The organism is Pseudoalteromonas arctica (genome assembly GCF_012927645.1).
Classification (GTDB): Bacteria; Pseudomonadota; Gammaproteobacteria; order Enterobacterales; family Alteromonadaceae; genus Pseudoalteromonas; species Pseudoalteromonas arctica_A.
This window is the reverse complement of the sequence record NZ_JABBMT010000018.1, coordinates 60,483-74,984: the sequence shown is the minus strand read 5'-3', so window position 1 is coordinate 74,984 and position 14,502 is coordinate 60,483. Positions and strand designations below refer to the sequence as shown.

Annotated in this window: 15 protein-coding genes and 1 pseudogene; 10 read left to right on the top strand and 6 right to left on the bottom strand. The window is 39.3% G+C overall.

Annotation, left to right across the window (positions count from 1 at the left end):
- Positions 1-169, bottom strand: a pseudogene (locus HHO47_RS19785) (IS1634 family transposase); the annotation flags it as partial.
- 300 nt (positions 170-469) lie between these two features.
- On the opposite strand from HHO47_RS19785, the gene HHO47_RS12340 reads away from it, so the two are divergent.
- The 9 genes from HHO47_RS12340 (at position 470) to HHO47_RS12300 (ending at position 6,693) form a co-directional block, all read left to right on the top strand.
- Positions 470-652: a hypothetical protein gene (locus tag HHO47_RS12340; protein WP_169020556.1), complete on the top strand. Its 183-nt coding sequence runs from the start codon at positions 470-472 to the stop codon at positions 650-652.
- A 40-nt stretch (positions 653-692) separates the two neighbouring features.
- Positions 693-1,460: a hypothetical protein gene (locus tag HHO47_RS12335; RefSeq protein ID WP_169020555.1), complete on the top strand. Its 768-nt coding sequence runs from the start codon at positions 693-695 to the stop codon at positions 1,458-1,460.
- Between the two features lie 405 nt (positions 1,461-1,865).
- Positions 1,866-2,849 carry a tRNA dihydrouridine(20/20a) synthase DusA gene (dusA, locus tag HHO47_RS12330; protein ID WP_169020559.1) on the top strand — a complete coding sequence of 328 codons (984 nt, stop codon included), beginning with the start codon at positions 1,866-1,868 and terminating at the stop codon, positions 2,847-2,849.
- A 235-nt stretch (positions 2,850-3,084) separates the two neighbouring features.
- On the top strand, positions 3,085-3,756 hold the full coding sequence (locus tag HHO47_RS12325) for a PspA/IM30 family protein (protein ID WP_169020554.1): 672 nt from the start codon (positions 3,085-3,087) through the stop codon (positions 3,754-3,756).
- A gap of 11 nt (positions 3,757-3,767) precedes the next feature.
- Positions 3,768-3,974: a PspC domain-containing protein gene (locus HHO47_RS12320; protein WP_169020553.1), complete on the top strand. Its 207-nt coding sequence runs from the start codon at positions 3,768-3,770 to the stop codon at positions 3,972-3,974.
- Between the two features lie 9 nt (positions 3,975-3,983).
- Entirely contained in the window at positions 3,984-4,307 is a 324-nt protein-coding gene (locus HHO47_RS12315) for a hypothetical protein (RefSeq protein ID WP_169020552.1), read from the top strand.
- Between the two features lie 101 nt (positions 4,308-4,408).
- A complete protein-coding gene (locus HHO47_RS12310; RefSeq protein ID WP_169020551.1) occupies positions 4,409-4,927 on the top strand; it encodes a copper chaperone PCu(A)C in 519 nt (172 codons plus the stop codon).
- 8 nt (positions 4,928-4,935) lie between these two features.
- Positions 4,936-5,922, top strand: a complete 987-nt coding sequence (locus HHO47_RS12305; protein WP_169020550.1) for a DUF2333 family protein — start codon at positions 4,936-4,938, stop codon at positions 5,920-5,922.
- A gap of 3 nt (positions 5,923-5,925) precedes the next feature.
- On the top strand, positions 5,926-6,693 hold the full coding sequence (locus HHO47_RS12300; protein WP_169020549.1) for a TIGR04219 family outer membrane beta-barrel protein: 768 nt from the start codon (positions 5,926-5,928) through the stop codon (positions 6,691-6,693).
- Between the two features lie 26 nt (positions 6,694-6,719).
- On the opposite strand, the gene HHO47_RS12295 is transcribed toward HHO47_RS12300, so the two are convergent.
- The 5 genes from HHO47_RS12295 to coaBC form a co-directional block, all read right to left on the bottom strand.
- A complete protein-coding gene (locus tag HHO47_RS12295) occupies positions 6,720-7,607 on the bottom strand; it encodes a TIGR03899 family protein (RefSeq protein WP_169020548.1) in 888 nt (295 codons plus the stop codon).
- Complete coding sequence (locus HHO47_RS12290; protein ID WP_348981655.1) at positions 7,576-8,058, bottom strand: SRPBCC family protein; 483 nt, start codon at positions 8,056-8,058, stop codon at positions 7,576-7,578. The genes HHO47_RS12295 and HHO47_RS12290 overlap by 32 nt, the downstream gene beginning before the upstream one ends.
- 540 nt (positions 8,059-8,598) lie before the next feature.
- Complete coding sequence (locus tag HHO47_RS12285; protein ID WP_169020547.1) at positions 8,599-11,373, bottom strand: S9 family peptidase; 2,775 nt, start codon at positions 11,371-11,373, stop codon at positions 8,599-8,601.
- A gap of 157 nt (positions 11,374-11,530) precedes the next feature.
- Positions 11,531-12,118, bottom strand: coding sequence for a nucleoid occlusion factor SlmA (gene slmA, locus HHO47_RS12280; RefSeq protein WP_145234700.1), 588 nt, complete (start codon positions 12,116-12,118; stop codon positions 11,531-11,533).
- Positions 12,119-12,233: 115 nt separating this feature from the next.
- On the bottom strand, positions 12,234-13,439 hold the full coding sequence (gene coaBC, locus HHO47_RS12275; RefSeq protein WP_169020546.1) for a bifunctional phosphopantothenoylcysteine decarboxylase/phosphopantothenate--cysteine ligase CoaBC: 1,206 nt from the start codon (positions 13,437-13,439) through the stop codon (positions 12,234-12,236).
- Positions 13,440-13,604: 165 nt separating this feature from the next.
- Here coaBC and radC point away from each other — a divergent pair, with 165 nt between their 5' ends.
- On the top strand, positions 13,605-14,279 hold the full coding sequence (gene radC, locus HHO47_RS12270; RefSeq protein ID WP_169020545.1) for a RadC family protein: 675 nt from the start codon (positions 13,605-13,607) through the stop codon (positions 14,277-14,279).
- Positions 14,280-14,502 lie beyond the last annotated feature (223 nt).

Here is a 14,502-nt window from a genome sequence, read left to right as displayed (position 1 = left end):
TCTGATACTGTTCACCTAAACAATCAATGATGGTTTGATTGCGCGCTTCCAAATTGGCAACGATAGGAATTTTGTCTGGTAAATATATAATGCTTATTCCTTCGAAACACTGGAATACCCAACGTGCTGTTGGTCTTTGATCAGGTTTGTATTTCATATTTGGGAAGTAACAACCTTTTATTTACAAAAGTAAATCAAGTGGCTATTTAATGGGCGAGTTTAATTCAAGTTAGGGGTGCGGAACAACAGTTTTATAACATTCTGTATGTAATATTTGAGTTGTCTTGAGTTGCTTTTAGTACTATCCTACCAAGATAGTAAGTATATTTATGATTTTTGATGTAGTAGTTGGTGGATGCTGCGATAGCACTCCAGCTTGAATGGGATATAACTAAAGCATAGCTTAAGTCTGTAGTAGTTATCTTTCAATTTGAGACACTCATTTAAAGTGTTTTAGGGGGTAGTTATAATGTTTTTTAAACGAAAAATAGTAGAGCCATCTAGTAATGAGCCTGCTGATACCAAAACACATGAAATAGCAGTTAACATGTCTGGTAATAGCTACTTTATTGTAGACATTGATTCACTTGTTAACAGTAAAGTAGTACAGCGACAAGTCAAAAAGGCTAAAGAAGCCATACCTAGCACCTAAGAAAGCGCCTGTATGGCGCTTTTTATACGCGAAAATAATAATGATTAAACCTACAGTTATTCTCATCCTAGTTATCACCATTGCAGGCCACCTTTTTTGTAATCGAACCTACTTTACAATAACTGACTATAAAAAGTCCCAGGGTTATCACACCTTTTTGTTAGCTGCTTCGTGGGGTTTAGGCCTGTTTTGTGTTTCCTATGTACTCGTTTCTCTATTCGGTCTAACCGAGTTTGGAAGAATATTAGGTGGTGCATTTAAATCTTTTCTAAATATATTAATGCCCGAGGTAGCAGCCAGTCCAAGCGGTATGAATCTAATTGCAGTGTATCTTATGTCTATTTATCTTGGATTCCAACTCCCCAAACTAATTGCATCGCATGCAGCAAGAAAAAATTTACTATATGAAACATGGGAAGCAGCAGCGAAAAAAGACTCTACTCCGGAGTTCTCATCAATAATGTTTAGTTCATGGAAAAAAGGTTTACCTATCGCGTTTACTTTATCGAATAGTAAAGTTTATATCGGTTATATTGTCGAAGCAGGTATAGACACTAATGACTTAAATATACTGCCTCTTGTTAGTGGTTATAGAGATGATGATAAAAAAGATCTTATTTATCTAATTGATTACAAGCCAGTGATAGCAGAAATTCAAGAGCATGAGGGTGCAGATATTAGCCAGTTTTTAATCTCTATCCCACAAAGAGAAATTGTTCATGCCAACTTACATAATTTTGATTATAAAAACCATTTTGATGATGCGCGTTATGATCGAATGCAAACAACGCCGGATGAAAGTAACTAAACAATTGAAAATGAAAGCTCAGTTTAATTAAAAGTATTTACTGAATCGCAGTTAGCTTATTGGCTTAACAAGCTAACTTTATTTCATATTTTGGAGAGTGAGTGTTCACCACATCATGTTGTAGTTGGTAGTTATCAACACTCCTTCTATTAATTGATTAATAATTCAGACACTATGGAATATAACGCTAGATATACTGCATTTTCACAGTCTGTTTGTGTATAATCCCCGCCTAATTTAATATTTTCAATTATCAACTAGCAAAGCTATGTAAGCTATTGTTCTGTCCTACTCTGCGAGGGTGCCTATAGGGGACCCATCTAGGTAATTCAAGGCAATTCAGGGCAATTCAAAGCAACTCGGAGCAGTAATTTTATGAATGAAGAAACCCTTGGAGGTGTTGTAATGACTGGGGAACCAGTAAAAACAAGCTTTCGTAGAATGTCCGTTGCCCCCATGCTCGATTGGACAGACCGCCATTGCCGTACTTTTCATCGTAAAATGACCAAGCATGCGGTGCTTTACACCGAAATGGTAACAACCGGTGCAATTTTATTTGGGCGTGGTGATTATCTACACTTTAATACACATGAAAACCCCGTTGCTTTGCAATTAGGTGGCTCTGATCCGCAAGCGCTGGCAAAGTGTGCAAAACTGGCTGCTGAACGTGGTTATGATGAAGTAAACCTAAATGTTGGTTGCCCTTCGGATCGAGTGCAAAATGGCCGCTTTGGTGCGTGTTTGATGGGCGAGCCACAGCTTGTTGCTGATTGTATTGCAGCAATGAAGGCGGAAGTGACGATTCCTGTTACGGTGAAAACACGCATTGGTATTGATGAGCAAGATTCATATGAGTTTTTATGTGCGTTGATCGAAGCGAGTCATAAGGTTGGCTGTGATGACTTTATTATTCACGCCCGTAAAGCATGGCTAAAGGGATTAAGTCCGAAAGAAAACCGTGAAGTTCCGCCACTTGATTATCCGCGTGTTTATCAACTGAAAAAAGATTATCCACAACTTGATTTAAGCTTAAATGGTGGGGTTAATACCATCGCTGATAGTCTTGCTCATTTAGCGCATCTTGATGGCGTTATGATCGGTCGTGAAGCGTATAGTAATCCATTTATATTAAGTGAAGTGGACGAGAGAATTTACGGTGATACTGCGTGTACATTATCGCGTCATGACGTGGTGCGTTCAATGTATGGTTATATTGAAGATGAAATGCGCCAAGGCGCTAATTTTTGGCACATAGCTCGCCATATGTTGGGTATTTTTCAAGGCCAACCAGGGGCGCGAGGATTTAGACGTCACTTATCTGAAAACGGCCATGGTAAGCAAGCCGATTTAGCTGTGATGGATAAAGCATTAAGTTTTGTGCCTGAATAGCTGAAACTTTGAATATGAAAAAGCCACTTATTAGTGGCTTTTTTGATCCTAAAATTTAGTCAAAATATCACTTTTTTAGTTAATTTAACGTATTTTAATTCAGCTAAATGTCACGTTTAAATTGATGTTATATTTCTATCTTATTGTTATTTATTGTTTTAGTTGTTTTTTTACGACATGGCATAAGTCTTGGAATCTCCTTGGTGTAATCACCCATAATCAACAGGAGAGAATCATGAGCCTAATGAATCGTGTTAATGATCTAATTCAATCAAATCTAGTCGCTGTGCTTGATAAGGCAGAGGATCCAGCAAAACTACTTAATTTACTTATTATCGAGATGCAACAAGCTCTGAATGAGTGCCGTACTACCGCGGCAGCGATTTTGTGTGAAGAAAAAGCATTGAAACGCCAGCAAAGTGATAAGTTAACATCCATAGCACAATGGCAAGAAAAAGCCGAAATAGCCGTCAGTAAAGGCCGAGATGATTTAGCCACAGCCGCATTAAAAGAAAAGCAGCGTGTAGCCGCTGATATGGCGGCTGTTGAACCTGAGCTCGTTAAATTAACCGATTCATTGGCTAAGTTAGCTGCCGATGCACAGCGTTTACAAAACAAACTTAGTGCAGCCAAAGCAAAGCAGCAAAGCTTAACTCAGGTACATAGTGTTTTAAATGCACGAGTACGAGTTAATCAACAGTTGCATAGCGATAAAGTGGCACATGCACTGTCGCGTTTTGATGTGATTGAGCACCGAGTTGAGTTAATTGAATCGCAAGTGGAAGCATACGAAATGGCTGCAGCGAATCAATCAGACACGGCAACGCAAATTGATACGCTGGTTAAAAATGATGCTTTGGATAAAGAGCTCGCAGCACTTAAAGCGAAAGTAAAACAGTCGGCTTAGGAGTTATAAAAATGAATACATTTAATAACAATACTCAATGGTGTAAAGATCCATTAAATAAAAAAATATCGGGAGTATGTAGTGGCTTAGCGCGTCGGTTTGACTTTCCGATTTGGGCAACTCGATTAGCAGTTATTGTACTGTTTATTCAGTTCCCACTATTTATAGGTGCGGGTTATTTAATTGCACATTGTTGTTTAGAGAACAAGGTTTATTAGGAGAGCGCCATGAAAATTATTGCACTGTGCCTGCTAGCTGTATTGTTTATTGCTGCTAGTCCATTTGAGGTAATGCAGTTTGGCTCATGGCAGCTCCCTTTGTGGATTGCTGACTTGAGTTGGGTTGGCATTGAACTATTTGGTGCATTAGTAGCTGTGGTGGTAGTTATTGCTATTATTGCGCTGGTTAGTGTTGGTTTGATTGGCGCAGGTTTAATCGTGGGGGTCGGCGTGATGCTGGCCTTGTTGTTTGGTTCTGTGATGATCGCATGGCCGCTACTGTTGATTGTTTTTCTATGTTGGTTAGTCGCGGATAATAAAAAGGTCGCATAGTTTGCCACACAGAGGTTACCTTAAATGCTAATTTAGCTGACTATTTTTTCACAAACATGCTAAATTTAGCACTCAAATTGATTATTTTAACAAGGATCGACATGACTCTTAAGCCATTATTAACTATCTTTACTGCGGCTTTTTTAGCTGTAGGCCTATACTCTCCAGTGCTATTTGCTCATGCAGAGCATCAACATGATCCAGCAAGTAATATTGTAGTTAGCCATGCCCAAGTAAGGGGGTTTTTACCTGGCAGTCAATCCAGTGTTGGATATTTAACACTTGTTAATCATGGCGATGCAGCAGTGACATTAACAAAGGCTAGCCTTGAGGGCTTAGGGCGAGTTGAAGTGCACGAACACCAGCATGTTAATGGTATGATGAAAATGCAAAAGGTAGATATGTTAGAGATCAAAGCACATCAACAACTAGATTTTAAACCAGGTAGTTATCACTTGATGGTTTTTGAACCAAAAGAGCCGTTAAAAATAGGGCAAGAACTCAAACTCACGCTATATTTTAGCAATGGCGATCGTGTATTTACTCAAGCTACAGTGGTTTCATTAGAAAGCCAAGTTGAGCAAGTATCACAATCACAGCAGCACCATACACATCACTAGGAGATTAAATGTCACAACATAAAGGGAAAATTATAGCAGGGCTAATATTAGTTTTTATTTTATTTTATGCCGTATCTGTGTATTGGAGTATTGAGCCAAGCCGCGTAAATGTGATCACGCAAGCTAAACAGGATGCGCAACAGCGTGGCGAAAAACTAGTAACAGGTTACACAACAACTACTGCTTTGATTAATGTCGCTAGCACATTATTGAATAAACCTGGCGGCTATTTATCAAATGATGTAATACCTCCGAGTATTTTTATGGATAATATGCCTGCTTGGGAATATGGCGCATTAGAAATGACGCGCGATTTGGCACTCTCAATGCGCAAAGACTTTAGCCGTTCTCAGTCGCAATCAACCGAACATGAAGCACTAAAAAAAGCGCAACCACAATTTAATATCAGTTCAGAAGCATGGGCGTGGCCAAGTGCCGAGAGTGAATACCAAAAAGGTATTGACTTACTAATTGTTTACCGCACTCAAATAGCCGACCTAAACAGCCGTGATAGCCAGTTTTATGCGCGGGCAGATAACTTACGAGGCTGGTTAAAAGAAGCAGAGAAACGCCTTGGTAGTTTAAGCCAGCGGTTAAGTGCCAGTGTTGGTCAAGAGCGGTTAAATACTGATTTAGCCGGTGACAAAGAAGCACATCAAGCGACGTATACACCATTACAAAATCAAATAAAAACTTCTTGGTGGGAAATTGATGATGTGTTTTATGAGTCACGTGGGGCTACTTGGGCTTTATTACATTTCTTGCAAGCGGTAGAATACGACTTTGCTGATGTATTAGAGAAAAAGAATGCACGTGTGAGCTTACAACAAATTATACGTGAGCTTGAAGCAACCCAAGAGGCTGTTTGGAGTCCGATGATTTTAAATGGTAATGGTTTTGGTTTTGTTGCTAATCACTCATTAGTAATGGCAAATTATATTTCACGAGCCAATGCGGCTCTTATTGAACTTAGCGAACTTTTAGCGCAAGGATAACACATGAAAAAGTACTGTTTAGCCGCCGCCCTTTCAATGGCATTTTTAGCTCCAGTGGCTCAGGCTGACACTCTATTAGGTTTATATGTTGGTGTTGATGGCTGGCAATCTGATAATTCAGGTAGCTTTTCTGATAGCAGTAAGATGCAAATGCAAGACTTTAATTTTGAAGATGAAACCTTCATTAGCTACTATGCAGCGCTTGAGCATCCAATTCCATTAGTGCCAAATATTAAGTTAAAGTATACCGAGCTTGAGTTAAATGGTTACGCTAAACTTGATGATGAAGCATTTGAGTTTGGTGATCGTAATTTCGCTATCGGTACAGAAATAAATACAGTGAGTGACTTATCGCACATTGATTATATTCTTTATTATGAAATTTTTGATAATGATTTAGTGTCAATCGATTTAGGCATCAATGCTAAGCAGTTTGATGGGGAAATAATCGTCACTGATAAAAAAGATGCTAGTAGCACTGAAACTGTGGATTTTTCTGGTTTTGTGCCATTAGTGTATGGCCGTGCTGAAGTAGGCTTACCGTTAACTGGTTTAAGCGTCTTCTTTGAAGGCAGCTTACTTGCTATTGATGATAGCAAAGTACAAGACTATCAAACGGGTATTGCATGGGCTTTACTTGATAACTTAGCGGTAGATTTAGATATTAAAGCGGGTTACCGTAAAATGACGCTAGAGCTTGATGATATAGATAATCTATATACTAATATTGATGCATCTGGTCCATTTGCAGGCATACAAATTCACTTCTAATTTGTGTTTGCTTTGGCGTGGCAGCGTTATTTAATTGCGTGCCACGCTACTTCAAACTCTTCTTCAAGCGCACTACTTAACAATTGCTTGTAAGCCTTGTTAACTGGCGTGTTAATCAATTTTCTAAGTTCATCACCCGTTTGTGTAAATTTATAGTAACTGAGTACCAAATCGTTATTTTTTGGTTTGAGTACCACCCGCTGAGTTAAAAAAGTAAAGCTTATTTCTTGGTTTGCTTTTAATGCGGCTGATTCAATTTCTTTGCGGTAGATGAGGCCGATATCCATCAAGGTTAATACATCAGGAAAGCTGATCCCCGCTTTACCGAGATTGAATGACACTTTATTGCCTTTACGTAGTAAATCAAATAGCGAATGTTTTTTATAAAAGCCTAATAAAATTAAATGGCTATTATCTTTTTCATTATAGCCACAGATCGCAGTACATTTTTGCAATGCGTCAGCTTCGCGTTGGGTCATTTGTTTAAGAGTTTGTAAGCTCTTAATTGAAAAAGTACCGGGGGAAACTGTTTCACCCGCTAAAATTTTAGCCCAAAGTTTTTGCATTGATTCATTAGACGTACCTTCACACAATGCAATAAAGCGCTCTACCCAGTCGCTGTCGGGTTGCCCGTTACTTGTAACATCAGGACAAAAGCTCAGTGCCATAGCCATTATTGCTTCAATGTTTTGTTGTTGGTTTATTAATAAGAGCTGTTGACGATTTTGGGCACGGGTAAGTAAGGAAGTGTCACTTTTAATACTGTAGGGGAGTTGATTCTGACCTTGAACACTATAACTATCATCACTATCGGTGGTTATGCGAACAGAGCTGCTTTTTACCATTGCATAGCCAAGTTTAGACTCAATAATATGGGCAAGATTAATTTTTGCCTGAGCTACTTTGACTGTCATTTTTATTTCCTTTGTCTGTGACGCGTAATTGCACGGTAGTTTTTAAATTATTAAGGCCAAGCTCAACGGTATTTGTCAAAATATGTTGATTTAAAATGGCTAAGTAACCCCCAGTAAGTGGGGTGGTTATTTCTCCTTTTATCTCACAAGATACATAAGTATGAGTTTGCTGAGGTGAGAAACGAATTATTCCACTAGCAATATGTTCATCGTTAAATAAAATATTAAAATTAATTATAGACTCACTGATACTTGTGATTGTTATTTCACCGGCTCCCCAGCGACCCTGCCAAAACTGATGAGCACCCACGCCTGAGCTCGGTTTAGCGACAGAGAATTTAATACTTGGGTCAAGCTTTTCCCATGGGGACCAAGTTTGCCATTTGGTAAAGTCACTGACATACGGTGCAATTTCGCTTGTTTTAGCATTTATCTTGACACTTTTACTCACTTGGTACTGCTGTGGTAGAAGTAGGCCAATAACAATAATTGCAATACTGATAAAAAAAGCAAATTGCAGAAATTTACGTAAAATCTTAATATTCTTTCCTTAAAACATAATTGATTTCAAATATAAGGTGTTAAACATGAACTATAATAGCTAATGTGTTATTTACTTATATTATTATGTTTGGTGCCAGTGTAAATAGCTAATATCGCTTTGATGATTAATTTGGGTATACTTTACGGCCTTTTTAAAGTAATTGCTTACTTTACTATGAGCGCATTTAAAGCCAAGCGATCGTTATTCTCATACCCTTAATATTGGGCAGAGTGTTAGCACCGCACCATTTTACCAACTACACGTAAATAGATGGATGCCCTTGGCTGGGATATCATCATTATCAGTGATGATGATTTGAGTTGTATAAAAAGCCAATATAAAGCTAAGAGTAGGCGGTAACCCCAATGAGTTAGGTAAGTTTTTATATCGTAATAAAACGCCCAGCAATTGCTGGGCGTTTTTGTTTATAGCTGCTTGTTTTTCAGCTTACTCTTCAATGAAAGCTTCACCTTCAGTCATCCACTTTGCAGCGGGTTTGCCTTTTAAGTAATGATCAAAATACTGCATCATACGAATAGAGAAATCTACTTGGTTCGGGAATTTCTTTAAGTGATGCGGTTCACCTTCATATTGTAAAAACGTCGCATCTTTACCTGCACGGCGCAGCGCTAAGTAATACTGCACACCTTCATGCCATGGCACTGCATCGTCTTTATCACCAAACATAATTAGAATCGGCGTATTTACTTTATCAGCGAAGAACACGGGTGAATTTTCGATGTAAAGCTCTGGCGCTTCAAACAAGGTTTTACCGATACGGCTTTGCCCAGTTTCATATTGGAACTGACGCGCTAATCCTGATTTTAAGCGGATCCCGCTGTAAGCACTGGTCATGTTAGACACTGGCGCACCCGATACAACAGCTTTGAACATATCAGTTTGGGTGATCATAAAGGCACTTTGATAGCCCGCCCACGAATGCCCTTGTAAGCCAATTTTATCAGGGTCGGCAATACCTAAATCAATCAGCTTTTGGGTGGCGTTGATCATGGTCTGCGTTGATGATTTACCTGGATGACCTATTTCAAAGCGAATATCAGGTAAGAAAATCGCATAGCCGTTTGAGGTAAACATAGGAAAGTTAGGGCGGTGGTTTAACTCCATTTTAGGGAAGTCATACATGCGCTGGCTCATATAACGGTAAAAGTACACCACCACTGGCACTTTATCGCCCTTCTTATAACCCGCAGGTTTAATTAATACGCCTTGTAGGTCTTCACCATCAAAACCTTTATAGCTAATTAACTCCGGTTTTTGTCCCCATGCAAAGTCGTTAACTTGTGGGTTTAAGTTGGTAACCCGTTGTGGTTTGTTAAAACTAAAATCAGTTTGATAAAAATCAGGGAACTGCTGGTAAGTTTGCTCAGTGAATAGGTATTTATCGGCATTTTTAGCTTTTTTTACTACATCAAAGCGTTTCTTACCGTTTAATACTTTGCTAACAGAGTTATCGGCAAGGTTAAGTTTTGCTATCTCTGTTTGTTTTTTCTGTAAGTTTGTAGCGCTAAGTAATAAAATTTCATCTTGCTTGAAGCCAACTTGGTCTTTATCAAGTTTGATGACTCGATATTGCGTGTTATTTTCTTTACCTTGTGTAAGGCGTGTGGCTTTGAGGGTTTTAACATCAAATGCCCAGATATCGTATTTGCTATATACCAGCACTTGGCTGCTATCAGCTAACCAACCAGCGAAACCATAACCCGGTTGAGTTGATGGGTAATCGTGCTGATCATCAGCAAATGTTGCTTGAATCGCTTTTGTTAAGGTGCTGACTTTATTGTTGCCTAAGTCTTTCAGTTGCACTTGGCTATTTTCAAAGTAAGCAGCAAATTGCCCACTGGGTGATAGGCTGGGTCTAAATGGGTAGTCATTGATAATAGCGCTGCGCTTACCCGTTTTGACATCAACCGCATAGTAATCTGCAAAAAAGCCGCCGTACATTACACGCTCTAAATAAGGTAAATCGGAGGAACCAAGTAATGTTGTCGTTCGATTGGTATTTAGTGCCACGCTCGGCATATCAACCGTACTTAGTTGAGCAACTTGTTTGCCATTAAGGTGGTAAACGGCTTGGTAGTGACGATTTTTATTGTTCTCGTTCCATTGTTGTTTTTCGCGAGGTTTAATTTCGGCATCGTTGTTATGCCAAACATTAAGACCTTTTTGGCCGCGTATCGTATCGTAGTCAAATAGCGAGGCTTGATCGGTGTATTTTTTTTCTTTAATTTTTGTTGCTAACTTAGGGTGATTTTCAAAGTATAAGCGTTCGCCATCTTCAGACCATTCTAGAGATGCCGTTTTGCCGATAGTCCAGCTTTTTTCTGGGGAAGCAATATCAGTAAGTTGCTCGTTTTGCCACAGTTTTAATTGGTGATCGCGACGGCGCATATCGTCATTTACATAGTTGCCAAGTGTGAATGCGGCAATGTTTTTAGTAGGGTGCCAAGCTATTTTATTTGCCACAACCCCAGGTTCGTCAATTAAAACACTGGTATTAAAGCCATTGTTGAGTGAAATCAATGCCACTTGGTTATCGCTGCCATCAGGGTAGCTTTGGCTAACAAGCAGCTCGTTACCTATGGTATTAATAGCGTAACTAAACACGCTATTTATTGTATGCGTGGTTTTATCTTTTAAATTTACGACCACTAAGTCAAATACTTTGTCTTTTTTATCTGGTTTGATTTCGCTGGATTTATCTGTGCTCTTAGCGTCATCGCTATCTGTACTTGCATCGTCTTTATCTACTTTTTCATCAAAGCGATACGCTAACCAGTGACCATCATCAGAGAGCTGGTAGTCTGTTACGTTCTCAAAAATTTGTTGTTCACCCGTTATTGTATTAACAAGCACTAGATTATTTTTTAAGGTGTCTTTGTTTTTTGTAGTCTCTTTTTCAAGCAAAGCAGGGACTTGAGTGAATGCTACCCAGTTAGCTGCTTTATTGATGGTAGGTTTAGTGCCGCGCTCAATTTCTGCAAGTAACTTATTATTGTTTAAGGTATAGATTTGGCCTGTTGCATCGCCGCGGTATGGGGTTGCACTAAAGCTGAATACTTCACCATTTTCAGATAATTGCGTCGTTTTAGCTGCTTTGAAATCAAATATATCTTTAAATTGTAGCGGCTCTTTTGCGTTTGCTGCGGCACTACCAAGGTTTGCAACCAGTACTACGCTGAGTAGGGAAAGTTGTGCTTTCATTATTATTTCTCGTTTTGTTTCATCCGCATCATCATAACGAGTTTGTTCAACAATTCGAGTAGAAACGATAAGCGGTCGAAAATAAAGGTTGAAAGTAACATTTATAAAAAAACCTTGTAGGAAAACCGACAAGGTTGATGATTTTAGGAGCTAGGAGTTAAAGCCATATTTTTTGTAATTCTAACCACTGTTTTTCAAATTGCGCGCTAGGTTTTGCTTTAAAGTCACTGCGCACAAATTGGTTCATCTTGCCTTCAATGTAGGCAAGTAAAAAGTTGGCGATGGTTAACTCATCACTTTGAAAGGTTTTACCTTCTCGAAGTTTGCGCTCGCGTAATACTTGTTTTAGTTGTGTTTCAAGCTTTTCAAACAAGCTTTGTACACGCTCACGTAATCGTTCTTGCTCACCTTGCAGTGCATCGCCAGTTAAAATACGGGTGATACCTGGGTTTTTTTCAGCAAATGCCAATAGTAGTAATAAAATATTATAGATACGGCTCTGCGTTTCTTTTTCGTTTTCAAGAATGAGATTTATACGCGACAACAAAGTGTCTTCAATAAACTCTATTAAGCCTTCAAACATCCGTGCTTTACTCGGGAAGTGACGATAAAGCGCAGCTTCAGAAACACCTACCTCAGCAGCTAATTTTGCTGTGGTGATACGTTGACCTGGGCTGGTTTCTAACATCTGTGCGAGTGCTTGTAGTATTTGCTCTTTGCGATTACTTCTTTTTGTCGCAGGCATGAACATTCCTTTCTTTTATAATAATTTACTTAGCTTTTGTGGTTGAAGCCCACTCACTTTTTAAACAAGCGATTAAGGCTATGTTAATGTTTTATTCAGCTTCTTGCCAGCCTTTTTACAACCGTTTCGCAAGCTCAGTCATTACACTCAGTGCTAGTGCGCTTTTGGTATCGATTGTTAATTCTTTTTGCTGATTGTGCCAGAATAATGTTAAAGCATTATGATCTGAATTAAAGCCAAGGCCATTTTGTGATACGTCATTAGCGCAGATCATATCTAAGTTTTTATTTACCAGTTTACCTTTGGCATAGTTTGCGACATCTTGAGTTTCTGCGGCAAAACCAACAGTATATGGACGACGCTCTGTAAGATTGGCAACGGCAGCGATTACATCAGGATTTTTAACTAAAGTGAGCGTCAGTTCATTGTCTTGTTTTTTCATTTTTTGCTCAGCAACGGCGGCAGCGCGATAATCGGCAACAGCTGCACAACCAATAAAAGCATCCGATTTGGGAGCAAAAATAAGCGCTTGTTCAAGTAGTTGAACAGCGGTCTCAATGTTAATTAGGTTAACACCTGGTGGTGGCGCAATTGTTACCGGACCTGAAATCAGGTTAACCGTTGCCCCTAAACGAACTGCCGCATGTGCAAGCTCAAAGCCCATTTTACCAGAGCTGTGATTCGATATAAAACGCACTGGGTCGAGCGCTTCACGAGTTGGCCCTGCGGTAATTGTAATGGTTTTACCAGCTAGTAGTTGCGGTTGCGAAGGTTGCGTGCATAGTACCACTAATTCATGCGGTTCAAGCATTCGCCCTGCACCTATATCACCACATGCTTGTTCACCCTTACCTGGCCCCCAAATTGCAATGCCACGCTGTTTTAACGTTGCTAGATTAGCTTGAGTTGCTGGGTGGGTATACATTTGTTGATTCATCGCAGGCGCCACAGCTACTTTTGCGGGTGTTGCCAGCAATAAAGTGGTGAGTAAATCATCTGCAATGCCGGCTGCCATTTTTGCGATGATATTAGATGTAGCAGGCGCAACTAAAATTAAATCAGCCCATTTGGCAAATTCAATATGACCCATAGCGGCTTCAGCAGAAGGATCGAGCAAAGAGTCTGAGACCATTTCACCACTGACCGCTTGCATGGTAAGTGGTGTGATAAAGTGTTTTGCTGACTCAGTCATTACCACTTTGACATCACAATCATGATCTTTTAAACGTCTAACAAGTTCGGCGCATTTGTAGGCGGCAATACCACCGCTGATCCCAAGTACAATTTTTTTATTTACTAATTCTGTCGCTAAATTGGTCATAACTTTGTCATACCCTGATAAAACTCTTTGTCGATATGCGCTAACGATAGCAAATCTTTGTCTTATGGACGAAGTTTTAATAGGGAATTTATTCGCACTTTTTACAGGCGAAATTTTATTTTTGCATTACAGTTAAATTATAAATCATTTTTCAGGGACGAAATAATGCAGCTCACCTCTTTACCAAGCAGCCAGCGACCACGTGAAAAGTTACTGGCGAAAGGAGCTAAGTCGTTAAGTGATGCCGAGTTATTAGCGATATTTTTGCGAACGGGTTTGCCGGGTATGAATGTAGTTGAGTTAGCACAACATTTAATGACACAAAATCAAACACTGCATAACTTATTTAATGCATCAATCGATGATTTTTGTGCACAAAAAGGGTTGGGCACAGCAAAATTTGTGCAACTTCAAGCGGTGCTGGAATTGAGTCGTCGCTATATGATGGAACAATGCCAGCGCGAAGCGGTCTTTAATTCACCGCAATCAGTATATGACTATTTAACGATTGAGCTGCGAGGTTTGCAGCAAGAAGTGTTTATGGTGTTGTATTTAGATAGCCAGAATCGCTTAATTAAAGAAGAAACACTTTTTTATGGCACTATTAATGCGGCATCTGTTTACCCAAGAGAAGTCGTCAAAGCGGCTTTAAAAAATAACGCTGCGGCACTTATTTTGGCTCATAATCATCCATCCGGTATTGCTGAACCAAGCCAAGCTGATAAATTAATTACCACTAAATTGCAGCAAGCTTTGCAATTAGTCGATATAAATATTTTAGATCACATCGTTGTTGGGGGAGATAATTGTGTTTCGTTTGCAGAACGAGGCTTGATTTAAGCGTATTCAAATCACTAAGCGTGTTAAAAATGAGCGGTTTAGTGCTTATTTGCAAATTAGTTTAATTTAAATGCAGTTTTTACTTTCCCTAAGGGCATTCGATCTTTATAATTAGCCGCTATCAAATTTACACATGAGCTGGTTGGATTAGATCAATCACTTGATCTTTGCCTGTATAAGCTGTATAAAGAGCGCCCTTCGATTTATCCCTGGGGCACAAAAT

Coding starts and splice junctions, on each gene's coding strand:
- HHO47_RS12340 (WP_169020556.1), top strand. CDS start 470: ATGTTTTTTAAACGAAAAATAGTAGAGCCATCTAGTAATGAGCCTGCT.
- HHO47_RS12335 (WP_169020555.1), top strand. CDS start 693: ATGATTAAACCTACAGTTATTCTCATCCTAGTTATCACCATTGCAGGC.
- dusA (WP_169020559.1), top strand. CDS start 1,866: ATGACTGGGGAACCAGTAAAAACAAGCTTTCGTAGAATGTCCGTTGCC.
- HHO47_RS12325 (WP_169020554.1), top strand. CDS start 3,085: ATGAGCCTAATGAATCGTGTTAATGATCTAATTCAATCAAATCTAGTC.
- HHO47_RS12320 (WP_169020553.1), top strand. CDS start 3,768: ATGAATACATTTAATAACAATACTCAATGGTGTAAAGATCCATTAAAT.
- HHO47_RS12315 (WP_169020552.1), top strand. CDS start 3,984: ATGAAAATTATTGCACTGTGCCTGCTAGCTGTATTGTTTATTGCTGCT.
- HHO47_RS12310 (WP_169020551.1), top strand. CDS start 4,409: ATGACTCTTAAGCCATTATTAACTATCTTTACTGCGGCTTTTTTAGCT.
- HHO47_RS12305 (WP_169020550.1), top strand. CDS start 4,936: ATGTCACAACATAAAGGGAAAATTATAGCAGGGCTAATATTAGTTTTT.
- HHO47_RS12300 (WP_169020549.1), top strand. CDS start 5,926: ATGAAAAAGTACTGTTTAGCCGCCGCCCTTTCAATGGCATTTTTAGCT.
- HHO47_RS12295 (WP_169020548.1), bottom strand. CDS start 7,607: ATGACAGTCAAAGTAGCTCAGGCAAAAATTAATCTTGCCCATATTATT.
- HHO47_RS12285 (WP_169020547.1), bottom strand. CDS start 11,373: ATGAAAGCACAACTTTCCCTACTCAGCGTAGTACTGGTTGCAAACCTT.
- slmA (WP_145234700.1), bottom strand. CDS start 12,118: ATGCCTGCGACAAAAAGAAGTAATCGCAAAGAGCAAATACTACAAGCA.
- coaBC (WP_169020546.1), bottom strand. CDS start 13,439: ATGACCAATTTAGCGACAGAATTAGTAAATAAAAAAATTGTACTTGGG.
- radC (WP_169020545.1), top strand. CDS start 13,605: ATGCAGCTCACCTCTTTACCAAGCAGCCAGCGACCACGTGAAAAGTTA.